Here is a 20,082-nt window from a genome sequence, read left to right on the forward strand (position 1 = left end):
GCATTAAGAGTTCATAATACTATGAGCCATTATATAAGCAAAAACCCCAACGCTTAGCATTGGGGTTTTTCATTGATACTAAAAACTATTTAACCAAGTTTGTAGTAAAAACTAAGCGTCGTACGGATCGCGCAATACGATAGTCTCTTCGCGATCAGGACCAGTTGAGATAATATCAACTGGGCAACCGATCAATGCTTCGATACGTTTGATGTATTTTTTTGCATTCTCTGGTAGGTCGTCATAGTTAGTAACACCAACCGTTGACTCGCTCCAGCCTTGCATAGTCTCGTACTTAGGCGTTACTGATTCATAGAATTCAGCATCATGCGCGCCTGCACACTCAGTCTCAGGTAGGTTGTAACCCACGCCGATGAGCAATTCTTCAAGACCATCTAGTACATCAAGCTTAGTTAAGCAGATACCTGACATCGAGTTCAGCACCACGGCACGGCGTAGTGCTTCAGCATCGAACCAACCACAGCGACGCGCACGGCCAGTCGTCGCACCAAATTCATGACCGACTTTGGCTAAATGAGCACCAACATCATCGAACAATTCTGTTGGGAATGGACCACTACCAACACGCGTGGTGTAAGCCTTGGTGATACCAAGTACGTAGTCTAAGTATAATGGACCGATACCAGTACCCGTTGATACGCCGCCTGCTGTTACACTTGAGCTGGTCACAAACGGATAAGTACCATGATCGATATCAAGTAGTGTACCTTGAGCACCTTCAAACATGAGGTTCTTGCCAGCAAGACGTAACTGATTTAGGTCTTCGGTGACATCAGTAACCATACCTTTGATTTCTTCTTTCCACTCTTGGCATAGCTTGAGTGTCTCATCAAAATCAATCGCATCAACTTTGTAGTACTCAGTCAGTTGGAAGTTGTGATATTCGATGAGGTTACGTAGCTTCTCTTCTAGATCGTCACGGAACAAATCAGCAAGCTTGATTGCACGGCGTGCTACTTTGTCTTCGTATGCAGGACCGATACCACGACCCGTTGTACCGATTTTACCGCTGCCACGCTTGGCTTCGCGAGCTTGATCAAGTGCCACGTGATAAGGCATGATAAGTGGACAGTTTGGAGAGATACGTAGACGCTCGCGTACTGGTACGTTGTTGTCCTCTAACTCTTTCATCTCTTTTAGTAGTGCGTCAGGTGCGAGCACCACGCCATTACCAATAAAACAGGTCACGCCTTCACGCAAGATACCTGATGGAATCAAATGCAAGACAGTGGTTTTGCCATCGACAACCAACGTGTGACCAGCATTATGACCGCCTTGGAAGCGGGCTACTGCTGAGGCTTTTTCGGTAAGTAAATCAACGATTTTACCCTTACCTTCGTCGCCCCATTGGCTACCCAAGACTACAACATTCTTACCCATGATCAATCCTTACCTTTATGTATTGAGGTGTGTGCAATAACAGTTGGAAAGCTAAAATAGCTTTGTGCTTTATTTACTGTATCTTTTTATCTAACGAACCATTGAGCGTTCTAATAACGTGTACTTAATAAATTGTATTTATTGAACTGGCAACTAAACAGTTTGTAGATGCCATTGATTGTCCGTCATAACCAGTCGATGAGTAACATCATGTGGACGATCATCTGCGTTCAATGGCATGGTGACACGGTAGCCTTGCTGACGCAGACTCTCAACTTGCACAGATAGCGTTTGTGTCTCATCTGCAGTTGCGTCAGCCAGCGATTCAAAATCAACCAGTACGATAGTCGGCGCATCAAGCTGTGTATGAGCGAGCAAGCGACTGATATCCATACTAAAGCCGGTGGCGGCGCGTAGGGTTTGCGTTTGGCTCTGCATACCATCAAAGCGACCACCACGTACTAGTGACTGGGTCTCACTATTGATATAGCCGTTGAATACGATACCCGTATGGTAGTGATAGCCTGATAGTTCGGTCACATCGATACTGACTGGGCACTGCCACTGATCTTCTAAATGAGATTTTAGACGTTGTAGCTCATCCACAGCGGTTGCGATTTGGCTGTCTTGTTGCGCTGCGTCTGACAATTTGGCCAACAAGTTTGCGATATCATGACCGAAGCGTGCCAACACATAAAAATCATCACCCATCGGTAACTCACGGCAGACGCGCTTGAGTTCTGGAAGGTTTTTATTGGCATATAAATACATCAAGCGCTCAGTCGCGTTATCTGGCAACTCAGCCAATTCAGCTAGGCGCTTAAATATCGCCACATGACCCAAGTCAATATGAAGTGCGGCGCTCATATTTAAGTTATTTACCATCGTAAACAACACATCAATCAGCTCAATGTCTGCTGTCAGTGATTCACAACCAAATATTTCAGCCCCTAACTGTAACGGTGTACGCGAGCCAAACAGTCCTGATGGCAACGTATGAATCACATCACCAACGTAACAATAACGTGCAATACCCGTACCGCCATGATGCGCGTCTATACGCAATATCTGCGGCGTAATATCAGCACGCACACCCATAAGGCGTCCGGTTAGCTGATCGATTATCTTAAAGGTCTGACGCTTGAGATCTTCTGATGCATCACTGAGCAAGGACTCAGTAAACTCGAGCATCGGTGGACAAACGAGCTGATAGCCATGAGTGATAAGCTGCTCAATCAACTGATGCCTAAGCACTTCTTGCTTATGCGCATCTTCGAACAGTACATCGACCACCCCATCAGGTAATAGCCAACTGTTGGCAACATCGCTCGCAAAACCACTCAGATAAGGCATGCTATTAGATGCAGCGCTGTCGTTTGCAGGCTGAGCCGCTGTCTCGTTTATGGAGTTTTGCTGGGTAGGTTTTGCAGAATCAGAACTAACAGACACAATAAATCCTTGTTTGGCGTATCGCTTACCAAAAACGCGGTACTGAAGCGGTACTCAAAGGTTGTTTTGTCAAATATTGATACCGTGTTTTTTCAACACGCAACATCATTGACCCAATTATTTATAAACAAACCAGGTAACCGCAAAAGGGTGAATAATAAGTATAATTTTAAATGATAAGACGAGTATCTTTATGCGCTAAAAAATTGCGACAAATAATCAAGGCACTTTATGCTTTAGTTTAGCATAGCACTTAAGGTTCGCCTAGTGACAATTATATCCAATCGTTATCTAATTAGCATCTAATGACGCCTTATAAGTAAAGCAGATACAGCCCTATCTAGGACCTGCCTACGAGAGGATTTAACGCGATGCTTATTTGCTAAAGGGGTGGCTGACGATAGCGTGTACTTTTTGTTATACATCGAGTGCTGCGCATGTTTACGGCAGCATCTTTGGCACATACTCATGGTACACTAACACATATTTTTATCTCGGAAGCCTTATGTCATCTGATTATCATCCAAATCCTGCCAATAACCAAACCAATGTATTAGGCACTGCCCTTGCCAGCTGCTGCTTCGACCCTATCACCGGCTATTACCGCAACGGCTTTTGTCATACCGGCAATCACGACGTCGGTCAGCATACGGTTTGCGCCAAGATGACCAGTGAATTTTTGAACTTTTCAGCCAGTCGCGGCAATGATCTTATTACCCCGCTACCTGAATACAATTTTGCAGGTCTCAAGCCTGGTGATTATTGGTGTATTTGTGCGCTGCGCTGGGTTGAAGCGCTAGACTTTGATATCGCCCCACAAATCAAACTAGAAGCGTGTCACGAGAGCCTATTGGCATTGGTAGATATTGATACTCTAAAAAGCTATGCCTTATAAAGGGTTACTAAATAAAGGGCACTAGTACATAGCCATATTCAGTCACAGCAGCCATGCTCACGGCTTTTCGACATCAGATTTTAGATTATTGCCGTTTTTTTATTATGTGGCAGGAGGATGTATGGAAAACGACAATAACCAATTAATCAAAAAAACGGCTCATATTGCTCCTGACTCTAATATGAGCCACATTTATGCCAATATGAATGACAAGTACCTCTATCTAGATGGTGATGACAGCTATATCTATGGCGATATTGATGCGACAACAGAAGATACTATCGAGACCATGACGGTCTACGATCCTGACTCTGAACGCTATGAAGATATTGATTCATCAAGTGCCGATGAAGTGGTCAACTGTTACGCTTACTCTCGCAAGACAGGCGAAAATATAGATAAGGTGGCACTTAATGATGTGAGCCGTGCTCTTAGTAATAACGGTCAGTTTATTTGGCTTGGTCTCTATGACCCCAGTCTAGAAACCATGGTCAAAGTAAAAGACGCTTTTGATATCCATGAGTTAGCAATTGAAGATGCGTTTGCTGATCATCAGCGTGCCAAGGTAGAAAACTACGACAACGATATGGTCTTTGTGGTGCTACGTACGGCTAAGCTTGAGGACAATGTCATTCGTTATGGTACGACTGCGATATTCATGGGCAAAAACTACTTGATTACTATTCGTAATGGTCCATCGAACTCCTACGCCCCTGTCCGTGAGCATTGCCACCGTCGCCCTGAAAAGCTACGTATGGGTCCTATCTTCGTATTACATGCCATACTTGATTTTATCGTTGATAACTATATGCCGATCACTGATCGCTTGGGGCGGTATTTGCGCGAGCAAGAGCGCTATGTCTTTACCTATGAGTTTGATAAAGGCACACTAAAAAACCTCTATGAACTCAAGTCGCAACTGGTACATATGCGAGCTATTATCTTACCAGTCCAAGACATCTGTAGCTTCTTTATCAATCACAAAAAGAGCGAAATTGTCTCTGGTTTCTCTCAAGCAGCCAAGCCATATTTCCGCGATGTCAATGACCACCTTTTACACTCACTAGATGCTATCAACGGTCTGAATGAAATGTTAAGTGTGGTTATGAATACCTATATGGCTATGGTCAATATGGGACAGAATGAAGTCGTACGTAAGCTTGCAGCATGGGCAGGTATCTTAGCGGTGCCGACCGCTATTGCTGGCATCTATGGGATGAATTTTGATTTTATGCCTGAGCTGCATTGGAAATACGCTTACCTTGTGATCATGATTATCATCATCGCGTTGTGTAGCTTCTTATACTACAATTTCAAAAAACTAAAATGGCTATGATAACCCATTCCCATATAAAAAAAAGGCTACCAGTGGTAGCCTTTTTTTTATATAGGTATCAAACATTACTCACGGCGATGTTTTGTGTGACTGTCTGGTGCTTGTGCATCGTCAGGTAGCATGGCTTTGACCGTTAAATTTGCATACTGTTTGTCGAGATTGTCCTCTGGACGACCAAAGGTTTTTGCGGTCCACGTCAGCACGACAATAGCGCCACTCAATAGCATGATCGCTACAGAAATTGTCGCCAGCAGCCATAGGTGAAAATAATCCGAGACCGCCTGTACGTCGACCACTAAATGCCGTGATAATGCGGTTATGGCAATAAATATCAAAAACTGCACGGGCAGACGATGAGTCTTAAAATAGATACCTATCATGGCCAACAGCTCAAGATAAATAAATAGCATCAAGATATCTTTTAAGTCCGCTGAACCCTTTTGGACAATATCAACAAACTCCTTACCTGCCGTCCAAACCACCACCACGCTGATTAAAAACAAGATAACGTAATGGCAGATATCGACAAACTCTCTGCCAATACCTTGCAGTCTCTCATGAAAATCTACGTTTTTTTTAGACATTTTTAGGTCCTATCAACTAAAAGGTGGTTGACTTAGCCTGAGTCTATATTGCCTCAAGCCTCTTAACTATCGGCGATCAGCATTCATGTCACTACTTTCAGCTGATGTTTAGACCTGCTGATTTTTCAGCAGCATCGACCGTTTGGCGAATAAGCGTATTGATAGTCATTGGACCAACGCCGCCTGGCACTGGCGTATACGCACTGGCAATACTTTCCATACCCTGCATTTCAATATCACCGACACCGCCATTATCTGTTGGATGGAAGCCTGCATCAACAACAACCGCACTTGCTTTGATCCACTCCGCTTTAATCAGCTCAGGCACACCCACAGCGCCAACTACGATATCGGCACGCTTGATATGTGCTGCTAGATCTTGGGTTCTTGAATGACAGATGGTCACCGTACAGTTGGCATTGAGTAGCATCATCGCCATTGGTTTGCCCAAGATAGCACTACGTCCCACAACTACCGCTTCTTTACCTGATAATTCGACATTATGATGCTCTAACAAATGCATGATGCCTTGCGGTGTACATGAGCCGTAGGCAGGCTGCTGCATAGCCATACGACCAAAACCAAGACAAGTCACGCCATCGACATCTTTTGCCAAGTCAATTTGCTCAAAACACGCACGTTCATCGATATGTTCAGGGACGGGGTGCTGCAGCAAAATACCATGTACATCTGGGTTGCTGTTTAGCTCATCTATCTTTGCCATCAGCTGCTCAGTGGTTGTAGCACTTGGCATTTCAACACGTATAGAATCCATACCAACACGCTTACAAGCATTACCTTTCATGCGAACGTAAGTTGCAGAAGCAGGATCATCACCAACCAATATCGTGGCAAGGCTTGGGGTGCGTCCAGTCTTGTCCTTTATCGTATCAACGCGTGTACGCAGATCCTGTTCTATTTGTTTGGCAAGTGCTTTGCCGTCCAAAACGGTGGCGGATTCTTGAGCAGTAGACATAGTAACTCCAATAGGGGGTACGATATAAAAAAATAAAGACAGCGCGCGCAAATACTTTGCATGCCTGTCCTTTGCTTCGTCAACCTTTGACTAAGAATAATATTGTACCTGTGTACGCTGCAAAATCCTAGCATGTATTAGAGTACAGCTAAAAAGTAATTCTTTAACTATTGCTATGTAATATACAAGTAAAGACCTATCAAATTGACAATTACTTATAGAACATACGCGTCAATTTACCAACACATAGCTCTAGCAACAGCTCAAATAAAAAACGGCCTACTATGATGTTAGTAGACCGTTTCTTACTCTCTAAAACGCTAAGGTATTTACTTATTCTTGTCTAATAAGTCTGGAACTCTATACCCACACCTGCACCAATATCAGTTGACTGAGTATCAGAGTCTACCGCCCATACCCTACTCGTTATTAGTGTCTGAGGTTGCCATTGATGTGCCCATGATACGTCAATAGCTGTTAATTTATCCGTCGTTGGAAAGGCTTGATTGTCTGCCTCATCCGCTTGGTTTACTTTGGCATATTGCAGTTTTGTATTGACAAAGTTCCGACTATCGAGCCATAGCTTACCACCTACTGATACACTCTCAGCATCACCGCCTAAAGAGTGTCCGAGCGGATAGCCCTGTTGGTAATAGCCATCGGTGTATAAAAAATGATCATAAGACACACCTTTTACTTCTCCACTACTACGAGTATCTGCGTATTCAGCATATAACTGATAGGGTTTTCCATAAGCTTCAGAAGCATAGTCTACACCCGCTAAATACATATTTTTGGCAGGTAAACCACCCGCTTCATCTTCACCAACATATTGTCCATAGACACTGGCTGGTACATTAAGTAGCGGTGCTAACTGTATTTTGGCATCAAAACCACCCAACTGATTGGCCGGATCATTGTCAGTATTACCCGCAGTAGCCTCATTATCTTTAGTACCTAAAATAGCATCACCAAAGGAGCTAAAACTCTCTGGACGACCTTCTCCGCCCCACATAAAGGTTCGAGACGCACCAACTTCTAACCACGCCCATGGACTCGCAGTGAGGCGAGCACCAAATAACTTAGCATCTGGTATCGCCTCATAATCATCTAATTGACCTGCAAACAGCTGATACTGCCAAGGGCCAACCCAGTTCAGATACTGGTTAGTCGGTGCAGTTTGCGTATCACGCTGCATGGTAATACCTGTGACTGGGATACTAGCATCCCCTCGGATAAGGCTACCATCATTACCTGGGCCCCACCATGCTGGAATTTTACCTGCTATTAACCACTGATTGGCTGCTGTACCAGCGATATAAGATCCCTCAAAACTAACATCACTATCGTCATCGGTAAGCTCATCGTTTTTTACATTGGCTTGTAGCTTCATCTCCCAGTTCTCTTCACTGAGTCCTATCGCAGCTGATATCTGTTGTCCTGCCAGATTGTCATCTGCAAAATTTTGCGGCAACTGCTGACGATTTGTTTGTAAGTAAGCTTCTGCCTCTGCTTTGACTAAAGAGTTTGGATTTTGAGCAAGCATGACATGTACAGACTGCAATACTCTTTGCTGGGTATCAGTCGTCACTTTAGCCGTATTGAGTACATTTGCAATTTCATTAGCAGTCAATGGCCATGTGCTGGTGCTGATATGCGTCACACCTTGGGCATTTAACCAGTCAAGCTCTGACTTCAGTTTCATATCATTCATATACAGATTTTGAGCAGATGCGGTCGTTGATAACGTAGAGACAGCAAGCAAAGTACCCACACTCATAAGCGCAGTTAACTTTTTAGATATCATTGATTGTTTTCCAATATTTAGAGTTATTTAACAGCATCACCACTGCCTTTACCTAAAGCAGTACCAATGATGTAAGAAAAATAGTTTCTTAGACTTAGAGTATCGATCATCTCTTTATCCACTTTAGCCAAGCGTTCAGGTGTAGACATGTCAATGCCACTTAATTGCGCTAGTCCTGTAATACCAGGTAGTACATCATAAACGCCTTGATCTGCTCTGGCTTTGATGAGATCTTCTTGATTGAATAGATTCGGTCTTGGACCTACTAAGCTCATTTCACCTTTTAAAACATTTACTAGCTGTGGTAATTCATCTAGCTTGGTTTTGCGTAATATCTTACCTAGCTTAGTGATGGAGGTATTGTCCACCAAATGACTGGCTACCGACTCTGTCGTCACTTTCATCGTGCGAAATTTAATTAGTTTAAAAGGCTTCTGATTTTTACCAATACGCTCTTGAACGAATAAAGGCGACCCGGTGTCTAAATAGCCTACTACTGTAGCAGCAATTAATAATGGAGAAGTAGCGACTAACCCTGCCGATGAAAATGCTATGTCTAACGATCTTTGCAACATCATACTATTATGATTAGTCAGACTTGATCTATAATATTGAGCTGTTTTTTGAATAGACTCAGCTGTCGTATGTTTGGGTTGCCAATCTAATAAGGTTTTTGACTTTTCAATATCGACTTGCAATGATCCTGATAGTCTTTCAACAATACCGGGCTTACCCAAGATATTTGCTGCTATGTTAATCATGTTAGTCGGTATCGATAAGGCTTTATTTTTTACACCAAGACCCCTTGCTATTTTATCTAATAGTCCAGCTGTTGAAATATCATCGTCATCTGATATTAAAAATATTTGATTTTTGGCATTTTTATGATCGATGCAAGTAATAATAAAGTCTGTAAGGTTATCTACCGATACTAAGCTACGTAAATTTGTGGTAATACCGCCTATCGGTAAAGGTAGACCTTTATAAGTCCACTTCATGAGCGAGCGGAAATTACCTTTAACATTTTCGCCATAGACTAAAGTAGGACGAATTATGACGATTTCCAGTGCTGTATCTTCTGCTAACTTAAGCAAACCCTGCTCAGCCTCATATTTAGAGATACCGTAAGGATCAGTAGGGTTTGGCTTTGATTCGGCGGTATAAGGATGACCTAATTCTGTATTTTCACCATTTACTTTAACTGAGCTGATGAAGATAAAACGCTTTACACCTCCTTGCACCGCTTGGCGAGCTAGATTGAGAGTGCCGTTTACATTAACTTTACAAAATTCAGTCAGAGGATCAACGGACTTATCGTCCATGATATGTACGCGAGCAGCGGTATGAATGACAACATCAATATCTTGCAATGCATCTGTCCAATCAGTATCAGCTGCTATATCATCAATATTAACAGTACGTACCTCATTCGACTGCTGCTGCAGGTTACGAACCGCAATAGTTATATTATAACTTCCGTCTGCTATAAGGTGCTGCTGCAAAGCACTGCCAACAAATCCAGTTGCACCGGTTAGAAGCAGTCTAGATGTTTTATTCATTACAAAGATATCCTAAATATATTTTTTAGCTGACTTGTTGGTAATTTATTGCGATCGCTGATAAATGGAAAGATGCTGTTCTACCACTTTTTCAATTGAAAATTCTCGCTCTGCTAGTTGGCGTCCAGCAATACCCATTTGCACTCGAAGCTCAGATTCTGTTACTAATTTTTCTATAGCATGAGCTAGTGCGTTTGGATCTTTGACTGGTACTAGTAGACCTGTTTTGTCGGCTTCAATGGCATCACGGCAGCCCGGTACGTCGGTAGTGATTACTGCTCTACCACAAGCGGCTGCTTCAATCAGAACTTTAGGAAGTCCTTCACGGTAAGAAGGCAATACGACTAAGTTAGTGTTCCTAAATACTGAGGGCATGTCTTTCTGATAGTCTAAAACTTCTAAGTTAGAGATAGATTGCCACTCTGCAATGTCTATTGCGGTAGCACTGGTGCTATTACCTATGTCTAAATCGCCCACTATTTGATAACGGGCTACTACGCCTTTTTTATTCAATATTTTGATAGCATCTACATACTCTGCTATCCCTTTATCGAACAGCAAACGTGCCGCGAAGGTGACTACAGGGGTGCTTGTTAGACTCTCAGGAAATGCTTGGAATGCAGATAGATCTATACCTGACCCTCGTATCAGTGTGGTCTGTTCTACTTTGACCGCTTTTAGGTCTATCAATAGCTGCTTGTCATCGGGATTCTGTAAGATAACAGTAGTTTTGTCTGAGCGCAAAGCAAAACGGTAAAGCCCTGTTCCTAATTTACGCTTCATTTCTGCTCTGACACCTGTCGCTAAAAATAAAGTACCTAAGCCAGATACGGCAGCTATTACTTTTTTGACCGACGTAAAACGAGAAGCGATACCACCGTACAATACTGGCTTTATAGTCACTAAATGTAGAACATCAGGTTCGACCTTATCTATGAGCTTCCATATATCTAATAAGCTAGCCAACTCACTAGGTACGCTACTACCATTACGTGATAATGAGATCTGATGATGAACAAAACCTTTTTCTAAAATTTCTTCAACTGCCTCACCACCTCTAGTCGCTACATGTACAGTGTATCCTTGTGCTTGAGCCGCTATAGCAATAGGCAAACGATGAGATAAAAAAAACCAAGGTTCATTAACTATATATAATATTTTCAATCTCTATCCTTAGTCCTTTATTGTAACAATTTTTATCTTAACGTCGTTTATTATCGAGCAATATTACTTTTTTTAAGAAAAAGTTTTTCGACGTTACAATCCGCACACACAAATAAAACATACATCATTACAAATGCATAACGATAACGTACTGCTGTACCGTAATTGGCTACTACCAACCCATATACAGACATCGATAAAACTAAAAATAATAACCAAAATGCTAGTCTATCTGGACTCTTTATCCAAGCTTGACGAGTGACTAAGAATAGAATAATTAAAACAAGTAAGTTTTCGAATGACTGTATAAGTTGAAGAGCACTTGCCGCCTCCCACGGTAGGGGTTTAGATAAGAAATAAAAACCTGAAGTCAAACCTTGAATAACAAAGTCACCTATTCCTGATATCAGTTTAATCTTTTTCGGATCTCCACCATCTTCAACAAACATGGCTACCCTAAACTTATTAACTAAGGGGAGCGCAATAGGCGCAGAAGCCAGTAATGAAACAAAACCAATAACACCTATAGTTAGAGCCTTAGTCAACCCCATACCTTTTCTTGCAACATCAAAAATAAAGTAAAGCAGAACTACTGGGCCAACAATAAAGAAATTTTGAAACTTGATAATATATATTAGCGCCATGCAAAGAATGCTTTTAAATATTTTGGACTCTCTAACATATATTACTGCTAATATCATAAAAAATAGTATTAGGGTTTCCCTAAGGCTTAATGCTGTATATAGTGCCATACTTGGAAATAGCAAATAAGTCCAAAGGGAAACTTTGGTAAAAACTCTTTTGGCATACAAAATGAAAAACAAAACGATATAAATAAAGGTATTATAAAAACCTAAACTAATTGGCGAAACAGGCGTCGGAAATGGCATGACTGCAAATAAAGCACTAGCTTGCGATACATTCCCGCCACTCAATAAGGCTTCAACCAGACCCAGATTACCACTTCTTATAGCGTTAACTCCGATCCAATACTGAATTTGGTCTGGCATATAAGAAACGCTAAATAACACATCATTCAGAATAAAAGGTAAAAAACAATGTAGGACTAGAACCAAACGCTGGATTACAGAAATTGCAAATTTATGACTGAGTATAATGATCAATAGTAAACAGATGAGCAAGCTAGGCAATTCAAATAGCCTAATTCCTATGAAGCCATGTGTGTATATCCAGTTTAAATCAGTCACTTATGCTTCTCTATATTTTTACGATTTTAGTTTAATATCAGGGAAGAATTATACACACAAATAAAGATCAGCTTAGTGAGTTTGAATACTCCCTAAAATCCTCGTCTCACATCTTACGATCCGGTTCAGGATAAAAACAACCTTATTACTTTAAAAATTTGTCATCTATTAACGTTTCATTCAATCCTATAATGAGATACGTAACCAGTTACACATAAGACGCTTAATAAGCTCGTAGATTGTATGAAAAATAATATTTGCTTGACCAGCCCTTTTCTGTCCATTGCGAATTTTACAAGTCAAAGTTATACTTCATACCAATTTAATGACCTAACACAGAAATATAAGTTTCCAAATTATTAACCCTAAAAGCTCGATGGACTTTTATCAGTATGTCGTCAGTTGTATAATCTATGTATCCACTGCTATCATACCATGTTGAAAGCTATCGTTTATAGTCAAACCTATATATCAATTATCAAGATTGGAGTTTGTTACACCAATAAAAATACTTATAGGATTCTGCCAATAGCTAGCCAGTCTACGATAAGATTTATACTCGTTATCAATATCTAGTTTTTGTTGAACATTCAAGTATTAGGATTGCTGATAGCTAGAATTGCACCAAACCAAGCGTAAACCTAGCTAATTTCTAGACCTTAGCTAGGTTTATAACAAATACAAATATTTCAAATAGAACATCTTAACTGTTAACAGAAAAAATTTAGCAGGCATAGGCTTATTATTTAAATAGCCACCCTAATTGACGCTTTTTTGTACAAGTCGCTGCCATAATGGTAGGTAGTTATACACCCACCACTGAACAAGAGAACATATTAAGTAATAGGTCGCCTATCTACAGGCGATAGATCCTAGATGGCTAATGTCAATGATCAAACACTCATCTTAATTTGTTACCTTACCAACTATAACCATCATCTGACTCTCAATAGTGAAGAACTACATCTATTTTCTTTATAAAATAAGAAGTGCTGTAGTCATTAACTTACTATTGAAAGAATTGTTAGAACCACATATGATCCAAGGTATGACTTACTAAATGGAAGGGCAGATAAATAATGTCAGCGTAGTAATAGGCCTAACCATGCAATTTGGTTTTCCTGAATGTGGTATTTAGTAAACTAGACTATACTAATAATTCCAAACTTCTTTGTATTTTGAAACCATAGCTTCAATGCTAAAATGTTCACCAATATGGGTAGAGCATTCCTCTTTCAATTTAGCCCACTCTTCTTCAACAGACATAGCATTCATTAAAGTGATTATAGCTTCTACTAACTCGCTAGTGCTACGAGGTTCAATAACGATACCATACTTATCTACTATTAGTTTGGAGTCTCCTACATCTGTCACTATACAAGGAGTATTACAGGCCATTGCTTCCGCAACAACATTAGGAAAACCTTCTCCATATGCAGAGCTTAAAATATGAATGTCTAATGCATTCATAATACTTTGAATATCTGATCTTTGATCTAACAAATGAATACTATTATTTAAATCGTATTTATTTATAATACTTAGTAGTTCAATATTATCCTCATTTAGGTTCTTTCCTACTAACAATAAGTCGAACTTATAGCCTCTGCTATAAACTACGCTTAAGGCTTGAATCAAATTTTCATGGTCTTTTTGAGGATCGTATCTACCAACCATTCCTAATACAGGAAATTGACCGATTCCTAAAGTATTTCTAAACTCCTCACAAACAGAATTATCAGGCTTAAAAATACTCAGATCATAACCATTTCCTATAACAACTATTTTCTCTTTATCGTAACCCAACTTGATATGTTCATCTACTGCTTTAGTAGAGCATGAAATAATTTTCGTTGGGATAGTACTACTTAATTTAGAACATACATTTGCAATTTTTATAGTACTAAGTTTAGTATGACTGCTGTCAAAATTACTCTGTCTTATGTTCCAATAAATTTTTTTGACTCCAGCAATGCTTGCAGTAAGACCTCCAATAAGATCAGCATGATACATCCAAGTTTGTACTATGTCAGGGTTTATATTCTTCAATTGCTTATATAGTTTTATTACAGCTAACAATGAAGCCTTACCAGACTTCATATCTAAAAAATGCACACTTATGCCTTTAGCCAATAATAAGGGACCATATTTACCAGCATCCATCATCGATATAACAATATGCTCATTTTCTGTATCATGAGTTACTAAGCGATAAAGTACACCTTCTGCACCACCATTATCTAGACCAGTTATGATATGTACAATTTTCATTCTTCAAACCCTTTAGATTTTACTTAAGACTCAACAATTACTGTTCGTCTAAATAGTACTTTCTATACCATCTAACAAACATATAGATGCCATCCTCAATGCTTGTTTCAGGCTTAAAATCAATGTCATTTATGAGCTCATCTACATCAGCGTAGGTGATAGGTACATCGCCAGGTTGCATAGGTAATAAATTTTCTTTAGCTTTCGTATCACAAGCAACTTCAATAGCGTTTATAAATCGACGTAAAGTTACTGGTTGATTATTACCGATATTATATATTTTATAAGGAGCGGTAGCATTCGATGTTGACGACGATTGGTGAGTTGGTACTTTACCTATCAGGCGAACGATACCTTCTATGATGTCATCGATATAAGTGAAATCTCGTTGCATCTTACCATTGTTGAAAACGTCAATCTCATCACCAGCTAGTATTTTCTTAGTGAATGAAAAGTAGGCCATATCAGGACGACCATATGGCCCATAAACAGTAAAAAATCGCAAGCCTGTAGTAGGAATATCGTATAAATGACTATATGTATGTGCCATCAGCTCATTAGATTTTTTAGTGGCAGCATATAAGCTGATAGGATAATCAACACAATCTGAAGTACTAAAAGGTTGTTTGGTATTCATACCATATACAGAGCTAGAACTAGCATATAATAAATGCTTAACCTTCGTCTGTCTGCAACCCTCTAAAATATTCACGAATCCTACCACATTTGAATCAATATAAGCATTTGGATTTTCAATGGAATAGCGCACTCCTGCTTGGGCTCCAAGATGAATAACTATATCGAAATTGTTGTCAGTAAACAGTGCTGATATAACCTTACGATCTGCTAGATCAAGCTTAATAAATTTAAAAAGATTCTTTTTAGGGTGTTCTCTAAGAACTTTTAAACGCTCATTTTTCAGAGACACATCGTAATAGTCGTTGATATTATCGATTCCAACTACATTATAATTATAATCTAGTAGTGATTTAATCAAATGAAAACCAATAAAACCAGCTGCTCCTGTAACTAATACTTTCATTCATCCCCTCCAAATATATCTCTAGTATAGACTTTATCTAAAACGTCATCTAGATCATTAGAAAGCCGATTGGTAACAATAACGTCGCTAACTTTCTTAAACTTCTTAATATCAGTAATGACTTCCGAACCAAAAAACTCTGTATCATCTAAGACGGGTTCATAAACAACTACTTCAATACCTTTAGCTTTAATACGCTTCATAACCCCTTGAATAGCAGAGGCTCTAAAATTATCAGAGCCTTCTTTCATAACCAATCTATACACACCGACTACTTTTGGTTTCATATCTAAAATAGATTCTGCTATGAAATCTTTCCGAGTACGATTAGAGTCGACTATAGCTCTTATTATATTATTTGGAACGTTATCATAGTTGGCCAATAGCTGCTTAGTATCCTTAGGTAAGCAGTATCCTCCATAACCTAATGAAGGATTGTTATAATGACCACCAATACGATCATCTAAACATACCCCTTCAATAATTTGACGAGTATCAAGCCCGGAGGATTGAGCGTAAGTATCTAATTCGTTGAAGTAGGCTACTCTCATAGCTAAGTAAGTATTAGAAAAAAGCTTAATCGCCTCTGCTTCTGTAGAATCTGTAAAAAGTACAGGACTATCTTTTTTAACGGCACCTTCTATCAGCATATCTGCGAACAACTGGGCTCTGTCAGATTTTTCGCCTATTATTATCCGTGAAGGATATAAATTATCGTAGAGCGCTTTACCTTCTCGTAAAAACTCTGGAGAAAAAATAATATTGTTCGTTTCAAACTGATTTTTTACAATACTAGTAAAGCCAACTGGAACGGTTGATTTAATGATCATAATAGCTGACGGATTGATATTATTCACCTGTCTTATAACTGACTCAACGCTTTCAGTATTGAAGTAGTTTGTCTTAACATCATAATTAGTAGGTGTAGCTATTATAACAAAATCTGCGTCCTGATAAGCTTCCTTTGGATCGAGGGTAGCTCTAAAACTTAAATCCTTTTCATTTAAAAACCTAGATATATCCGCATCTTGAATTGGAGAAATGTATTTGTTAAGCAACTCAATTTTTTCGGACAATATATCAATAGCAATAACTTCATTGTGTTGTGCAAATATCATTGCATTGGATAGCCCAACATATCCAGTACCAGCGACCGTTATTTTCATAGTTTATATCTTATGTATCTTAAATATTTCGTTGTGAAAGCTACTATAGTATATTTTTGAAACATTAGCTAAAGAGAGTTTCCGTAAAAGTTCTCTTGATACCAAGCTTGAAACATTAAAATAGACCATAAACTAGACCCTAGTTGGCGACGACCATCCAAGTGTTCTTTCCAATAGTCCTTTAGCTCATCGACGTCAAAGATATTATGTTCCTGCAAATGAGAACTAAATAAGAGTGCTTCTGACCACTCACGCAACGGACCTCTAAGCCAATCATCTAAAGGAATACCAAAACCTTGCTTAGGTCGGTCAATAATACTCTTGGGTACGTGCTTGTAGAGAATTTCTCGAAGCACCCATTTGCCTTTACCATCTCTAACTTTTTTGTTTAATGGCAATCTCCATGCATATTCAGCTATGTGATGACTTAAGAAAGGTGCTCTCAACTCTAATGATGTAGACATTGAAGCTCTATCAACCTTTACTAAAATGTCATCCGTCATATAGGTCAAGGTATCTAGAGCCATCATTCTCTCTACATTATTGTCCAACTTGGGCCATTGATCTTTATTATCCAATAGATAAGCAGACTTTTCGTTTGTTTTGAACTTGAGAATTCTTGACAAATGATGTTTCTCGGTGATTAAACTTACATACAAGTCGTTAAAGTCATTTACTCCCTCTAAACGTTGAGCTAACTTATAAAGTTTATCTCCGAAAAACGAAATCCCTTTCTTTTTAAATAATCTACCAAATAACCTATCCCATTGTTTTGGTTTCAAAATAAAGGCAGACCTTAACATCAATGATCTCAGAGATAAAGGAAATTTACTATATATATCCCATACTTTAGGTGCTAAAAAATACCTATTATATCCACCAAATATTTCATCACCTGCATCGCCACTTAGTGCCACACTAACATGTTGCTTAGCCAACCTAGAAACGATGGTAGTAGGAAGTTGTGAGCTATCAGCAAAAGGCTCATCATATATCTTGGATATTTCAGGTACAAGCTCTAACATGTCGTTTGGCGTCATAATTAGAGTAGTATGCTCCGTCCCTAGATGCTCGGCTACTGCCTCAGCATGCTTCGACTCGTCAAATTTTGGGTCATCAAAGCCAATACTAAATGTTTTGACAGGTAATTCGGAAACTTTTTGCATAAGAGCGACAACTAGTGAAGAGTCGATACCACCAGATAATAGCGCTCCTAGAGGAACATCAGAAATCATTTGTCTTTCGATGCTTTTCGTCAAGATCAACTCAAGCTCTTGTAGTGCCTGATCATCAGAAATTGCCAACCTGTTATCTTGTGATTGCTCAACGATATCATTGAATGACCAATAACAGACTAGTTTTGGTTTAGTATTGTCTTTATCTACTTTCATATAGTGAGCAGCTGGAAGTTTGCATATGCCCTTCCAAATCGAGTACGGCGTTGGTATATATCCCTGCTTAAGTAATATGGCTACTGACTCTTTTTCTATCACCTTTTCAAACGCTGGATGCTTAGTAATAGCTTTGAGTTCAGAAGCAAATAAAAAAGCATCATTTTGCCAGCCATAGTATAGAGGCTTTTCACCAAAACGATCTCTTGCAATTAGGAGTTGTTTGGCTTCAGTATCCCATAATACAATAACAAACATTCCGATAAGTTTTTGTAAAGCCACATCCCATCCAAAGACCTGTATGGATTTTAGTAAAGTTTCTGTATCTGAATGCCCACTCCAACTTACTTTTGAATCTAATTTTTCGATTTCGACGCGTATTTCTAAATGATTATATATCTCACCATTAAAAGCAATAACGTATCTGCCATCATCAGATAACATCGGTTGATGCCCGGCCTCACTTAGATCTTGGATCGAAAGCCTACGATGACCAAGAGCCACTTTTTCATCTTTCTGATACCAAAACCCTTCTGAATCAGGACCACGGTGTTGTATTGCATCAGTCATTTTTTTTAAAATTGATTCTACTTCAACATCTGAAGAGAAAACCTTTCCTTCAAAAAACCCAGCTATTCCACACATATATTTAACTCATTATTATATATTTTTAATAAAATATTTCTTGAAATGTTAGAGCAGTACATTGATATACTGATTGACAGAAGTTTCAACACTGAAAAAAGAAGCTCTACTCTGTACATTAATATGATTAGAGGTAGAAATTGCCTTCAACATGGCCCTCGACATCAATTCGACATTGCCTACTGGCACAAGCTCTCCCCATTTTCCTTCTTCTAAAATCTCACTTGGGCCACTTGGGCAATCTGTACTTACTACAGCTGTTCCACAAGCCATGGCTTCCACTAATACATTACCGAAACCTTCGTACTTGGAAGATAAAATAAATAATTTAGCTTTTGACATCCAAGCATAAGGATTATCGCTAAAACCAGGTAATTGAATAATATCTTGTAATTTTAGCTCCTCAATTAACGTCTCTAACTTTGGTCTCAATCCACCCTCTCCAAGAATAAGTAAACGACATTCTTTTTGATCGTAAGTTTTTGCAAAGCTTTTAATTAAGGTTTCGAAATCCTTCTCTTCTGACAATCGACCTACAGCTATAATAACTGGTGGCGAATCCTTTTCAAACCAAGGATGTTTTGATGGTAGTGAGACACTAGATTTTTGGAGTACCTCTGAAGAAACTACTGGATTATAAATAGTAACTATGTGATTACGATCCAATTTAATTTGATTTGCTAAGTCGTTTGCTACACCATTCGATATCGCAACAACTTTATCTGCTCTTTTGTATGTCCAAGTCATAAGGTTTTTAAGTAATACCTTTGAAATCCATTGACTATTTTCAAGCGCAGCAGATAGGTTGCTGCGCTCGCTCAAAATAATTCTTGTATCAGTACCACTCAGTAGTTTAGCAAAAATAGTAGCAACGTTGACGTAATTCATAGCTGATAAAACAACTTCTGGTTTTTCAGTCTTCATGTAGCGCGCGAGAGGTAAAATGCCAGTAAGTACACGAGAGGTATCAAGATCTACAATATTCACTTTATTGGAAACTTTTTTTAAATAGGGCCCTTCAGCCTTATTCAATACTAAATCTATTACTAAGTTCTTTTCTGCCAGGGCATTAGCTAATGTAAGCATCATTCGCTCAGCCCCACCACCACTCATTGATGGAATATATAAAGCTATTTTTTTCAATTTATTACCTATTTAAAAATTCAAAATAAAAAATTTTTGTGTACT

General features: G+C 39.2%; 15 protein-coding genes. 2 read left to right on the plus strand and 13 right to left on the minus strand.

Features of this window, described 5'->3' with window-relative positions:
- Positions 1-111: 111 nt before the first annotated feature.
- Together ACTXGL_RS02765 and ACTXGL_RS02770 are read right to left on the minus strand one after the other, a co-directional pair.
- A complete protein-coding gene (locus ACTXGL_RS02765; RefSeq protein WP_319049966.1) occupies positions 112-1,401 on the minus strand; it encodes an adenylosuccinate synthase in 1,290 nt (429 codons plus the stop codon).
- Between the two features lie 153 nt (positions 1,402-1,554).
- A complete protein-coding gene (locus ACTXGL_RS02770) occupies positions 1,555-2,850 on the minus strand; it encodes an ATP phosphoribosyltransferase regulatory subunit (protein ID WP_443524707.1) in 1,296 nt (431 codons plus the stop codon).
- Positions 2,851-3,355: 505 nt separating this feature from the next.
- Here ACTXGL_RS02770 and ACTXGL_RS02775 point away from each other — a divergent pair.
- Positions 3,356-3,745 carry a DUF2237 family protein gene (locus ACTXGL_RS02775; RefSeq protein WP_319049964.1) on the plus strand — a complete coding sequence of 130 codons (390 nt, stop codon included), beginning with the start codon at positions 3,356-3,358 and terminating at the stop codon, positions 3,743-3,745.
- A gap of 181 nt (positions 3,746-3,926) precedes the next feature.
- Positions 3,927-5,081: a magnesium/cobalt transporter CorA gene (gene corA, locus ACTXGL_RS02780; protein ID WP_443524844.1), complete on the plus strand. Its 1,155-nt coding sequence runs from the start codon at positions 3,927-3,929 to the stop codon at positions 5,079-5,081.
- A gap of 65 nt (positions 5,082-5,146) precedes the next feature.
- Here the strand turns inward: corA and ACTXGL_RS02785 are convergent, their stop codons facing one another.
- From ACTXGL_RS02785 to ACTXGL_RS02835, 11 genes are all read right to left on the minus strand, one after another.
- Positions 5,147-5,665: a phosphate-starvation-inducible protein PsiE gene (locus ACTXGL_RS02785; protein ID WP_443524708.1), complete on the minus strand. Its 519-nt coding sequence runs from the start codon at positions 5,663-5,665 to the stop codon at positions 5,147-5,149.
- Positions 5,666-5,762: 97 nt separating this feature from the next.
- Positions 5,763-6,641 (minus strand): bifunctional methylenetetrahydrofolate dehydrogenase/methenyltetrahydrofolate cyclohydrolase FolD, encoded by an 879-nt coding sequence (gene folD, locus ACTXGL_RS02790; protein WP_443524710.1) that lies wholly within the window; start codon positions 6,639-6,641, stop codon positions 5,763-5,765.
- A 343-nt stretch (positions 6,642-6,984) separates the two neighbouring features.
- Positions 6,985-8,448 (minus strand): capsule assembly Wzi family protein, encoded by a 1,464-nt coding sequence (locus ACTXGL_RS02795; RefSeq protein WP_443524711.1) that lies wholly within the window; start codon positions 8,446-8,448, stop codon positions 6,985-6,987.
- Positions 8,449-8,471: 23 nt separating this feature from the next.
- Entirely contained in the window at positions 8,472-10,007 is a 1,536-nt protein-coding gene (locus ACTXGL_RS02800) for a hybrid nucleoside-diphosphate sugar epimerase/sugar transferase (protein WP_443524713.1), read from the minus strand.
- Between the two features lie 45 nt (positions 10,008-10,052).
- A complete protein-coding gene (locus ACTXGL_RS02805) occupies positions 10,053-11,171 on the minus strand; it encodes a glycosyltransferase family 4 protein (protein ID WP_443524714.1) in 1,119 nt (372 codons plus the stop codon).
- A gap of 50 nt (positions 11,172-11,221) precedes the next feature.
- Positions 11,222-12,181: a hypothetical protein gene (locus ACTXGL_RS02810; RefSeq protein ID WP_443524715.1), complete on the minus strand. Its 960-nt coding sequence runs from the start codon at positions 12,179-12,181 to the stop codon at positions 11,222-11,224.
- Between the two features lie 1,350 nt (positions 12,182-13,531).
- On the minus strand, positions 13,532-14,650 hold the full coding sequence (locus ACTXGL_RS02815; RefSeq protein WP_443524716.1) for a glycosyltransferase family 4 protein: 1,119 nt from the start codon (positions 14,648-14,650) through the stop codon (positions 13,532-13,534).
- Positions 14,651-14,687: 37 nt separating this feature from the next.
- Positions 14,688-15,692, minus strand: a complete 1,005-nt coding sequence (locus ACTXGL_RS02820; protein WP_443524717.1) for an NAD-dependent epimerase — start codon at positions 15,690-15,692, stop codon at positions 14,688-14,690.
- Positions 15,689-16,858, minus strand: a complete 1,170-nt coding sequence (locus tag ACTXGL_RS02825; RefSeq protein WP_443524718.1) for a nucleotide sugar dehydrogenase — start codon at positions 16,856-16,858, stop codon at positions 15,689-15,691. Before ACTXGL_RS02825 ends, ACTXGL_RS02820 begins: the two co-directional genes overlap by 4 nt.
- A gap of 68 nt (positions 16,859-16,926) precedes the next feature.
- On the minus strand, positions 16,927-18,894 hold the full coding sequence (gene asnB, locus ACTXGL_RS02830; protein ID WP_443524719.1) for an asparagine synthase (glutamine-hydrolyzing): 1,968 nt from the start codon (positions 18,892-18,894) through the stop codon (positions 16,927-16,929).
- A gap of 48 nt (positions 18,895-18,942) precedes the next feature.
- Positions 18,943-20,037 (minus strand): glycosyltransferase, encoded by a 1,095-nt coding sequence (locus ACTXGL_RS02835; protein WP_443524721.1) that lies wholly within the window; start codon positions 20,035-20,037, stop codon positions 18,943-18,945.
- Between the last annotated feature and the right edge of the window lie 45 nt (positions 20,038-20,082).

The sequence above is a fragment of the Psychrobacter sp. T6-6 genome, from assembly GCF_052258185.1.
Lineage (GTDB): Bacteria > Pseudomonadota > Gammaproteobacteria > Pseudomonadales > Moraxellaceae > Psychrobacter.

Coding starts and splice junctions, on each gene's coding strand:
- asnB (WP_443524719.1), bottom strand. CDS start 18,894: ATGTGTGGAATAGCTGGGTTTTTTGAAGGAAAGGTTTTCTCTTCAGAT.
- ACTXGL_RS02820 (WP_443524717.1), bottom strand. CDS start 15,692: ATGAAAGTATTAGTTACAGGAGCAGCTGGTTTTATTGGTTTTCATTTG.
- ACTXGL_RS02785 (WP_443524708.1), bottom strand. CDS start 5,665: ATGTCTAAAAAAAACGTAGATTTTCATGAGAGACTGCAAGGTATTGGC.
- ACTXGL_RS02800 (WP_443524713.1), bottom strand. CDS start 10,007: ATGAATAAAACATCTAGACTGCTTCTAACCGGTGCAACTGGATTTGTT.
- corA (WP_443524844.1), top strand. CDS start 3,927: ATGAGCCACATTTATGCCAATATGAATGACAAGTACCTCTATCTAGAT.
- ACTXGL_RS02775 (WP_319049964.1), top strand. CDS start 3,356: ATGTCATCTGATTATCATCCAAATCCTGCCAATAACCAAACCAATGTA.
- ACTXGL_RS02815 (WP_443524716.1), bottom strand. CDS start 14,650: ATGAAAATTGTACATATCATAACTGGTCTAGATAATGGTGGTGCAGAA.
- ACTXGL_RS02825 (WP_443524718.1), bottom strand. CDS start 16,858: ATGAAAATAACGGTCGCTGGTACTGGATATGTTGGGCTATCCAATGCA.
- ACTXGL_RS02795 (WP_443524711.1), bottom strand. CDS start 8,448: ATGATATCTAAAAAGTTAACTGCGCTTATGAGTGTGGGTACTTTGCTT.
- ACTXGL_RS02765 (WP_319049966.1), bottom strand. CDS start 1,401: ATGGGTAAGAATGTTGTAGTCTTGGGTAGCCAATGGGGCGACGAAGGT.
- folD (WP_443524710.1), bottom strand. CDS start 6,641: ATGTCTACTGCTCAAGAATCCGCCACCGTTTTGGACGGCAAAGCACTT.
- ACTXGL_RS02810 (WP_443524715.1), bottom strand. CDS start 12,181: ATGCCAGACCAAATTCAGTATTGGATCGGAGTTAACGCTATAAGAAGT.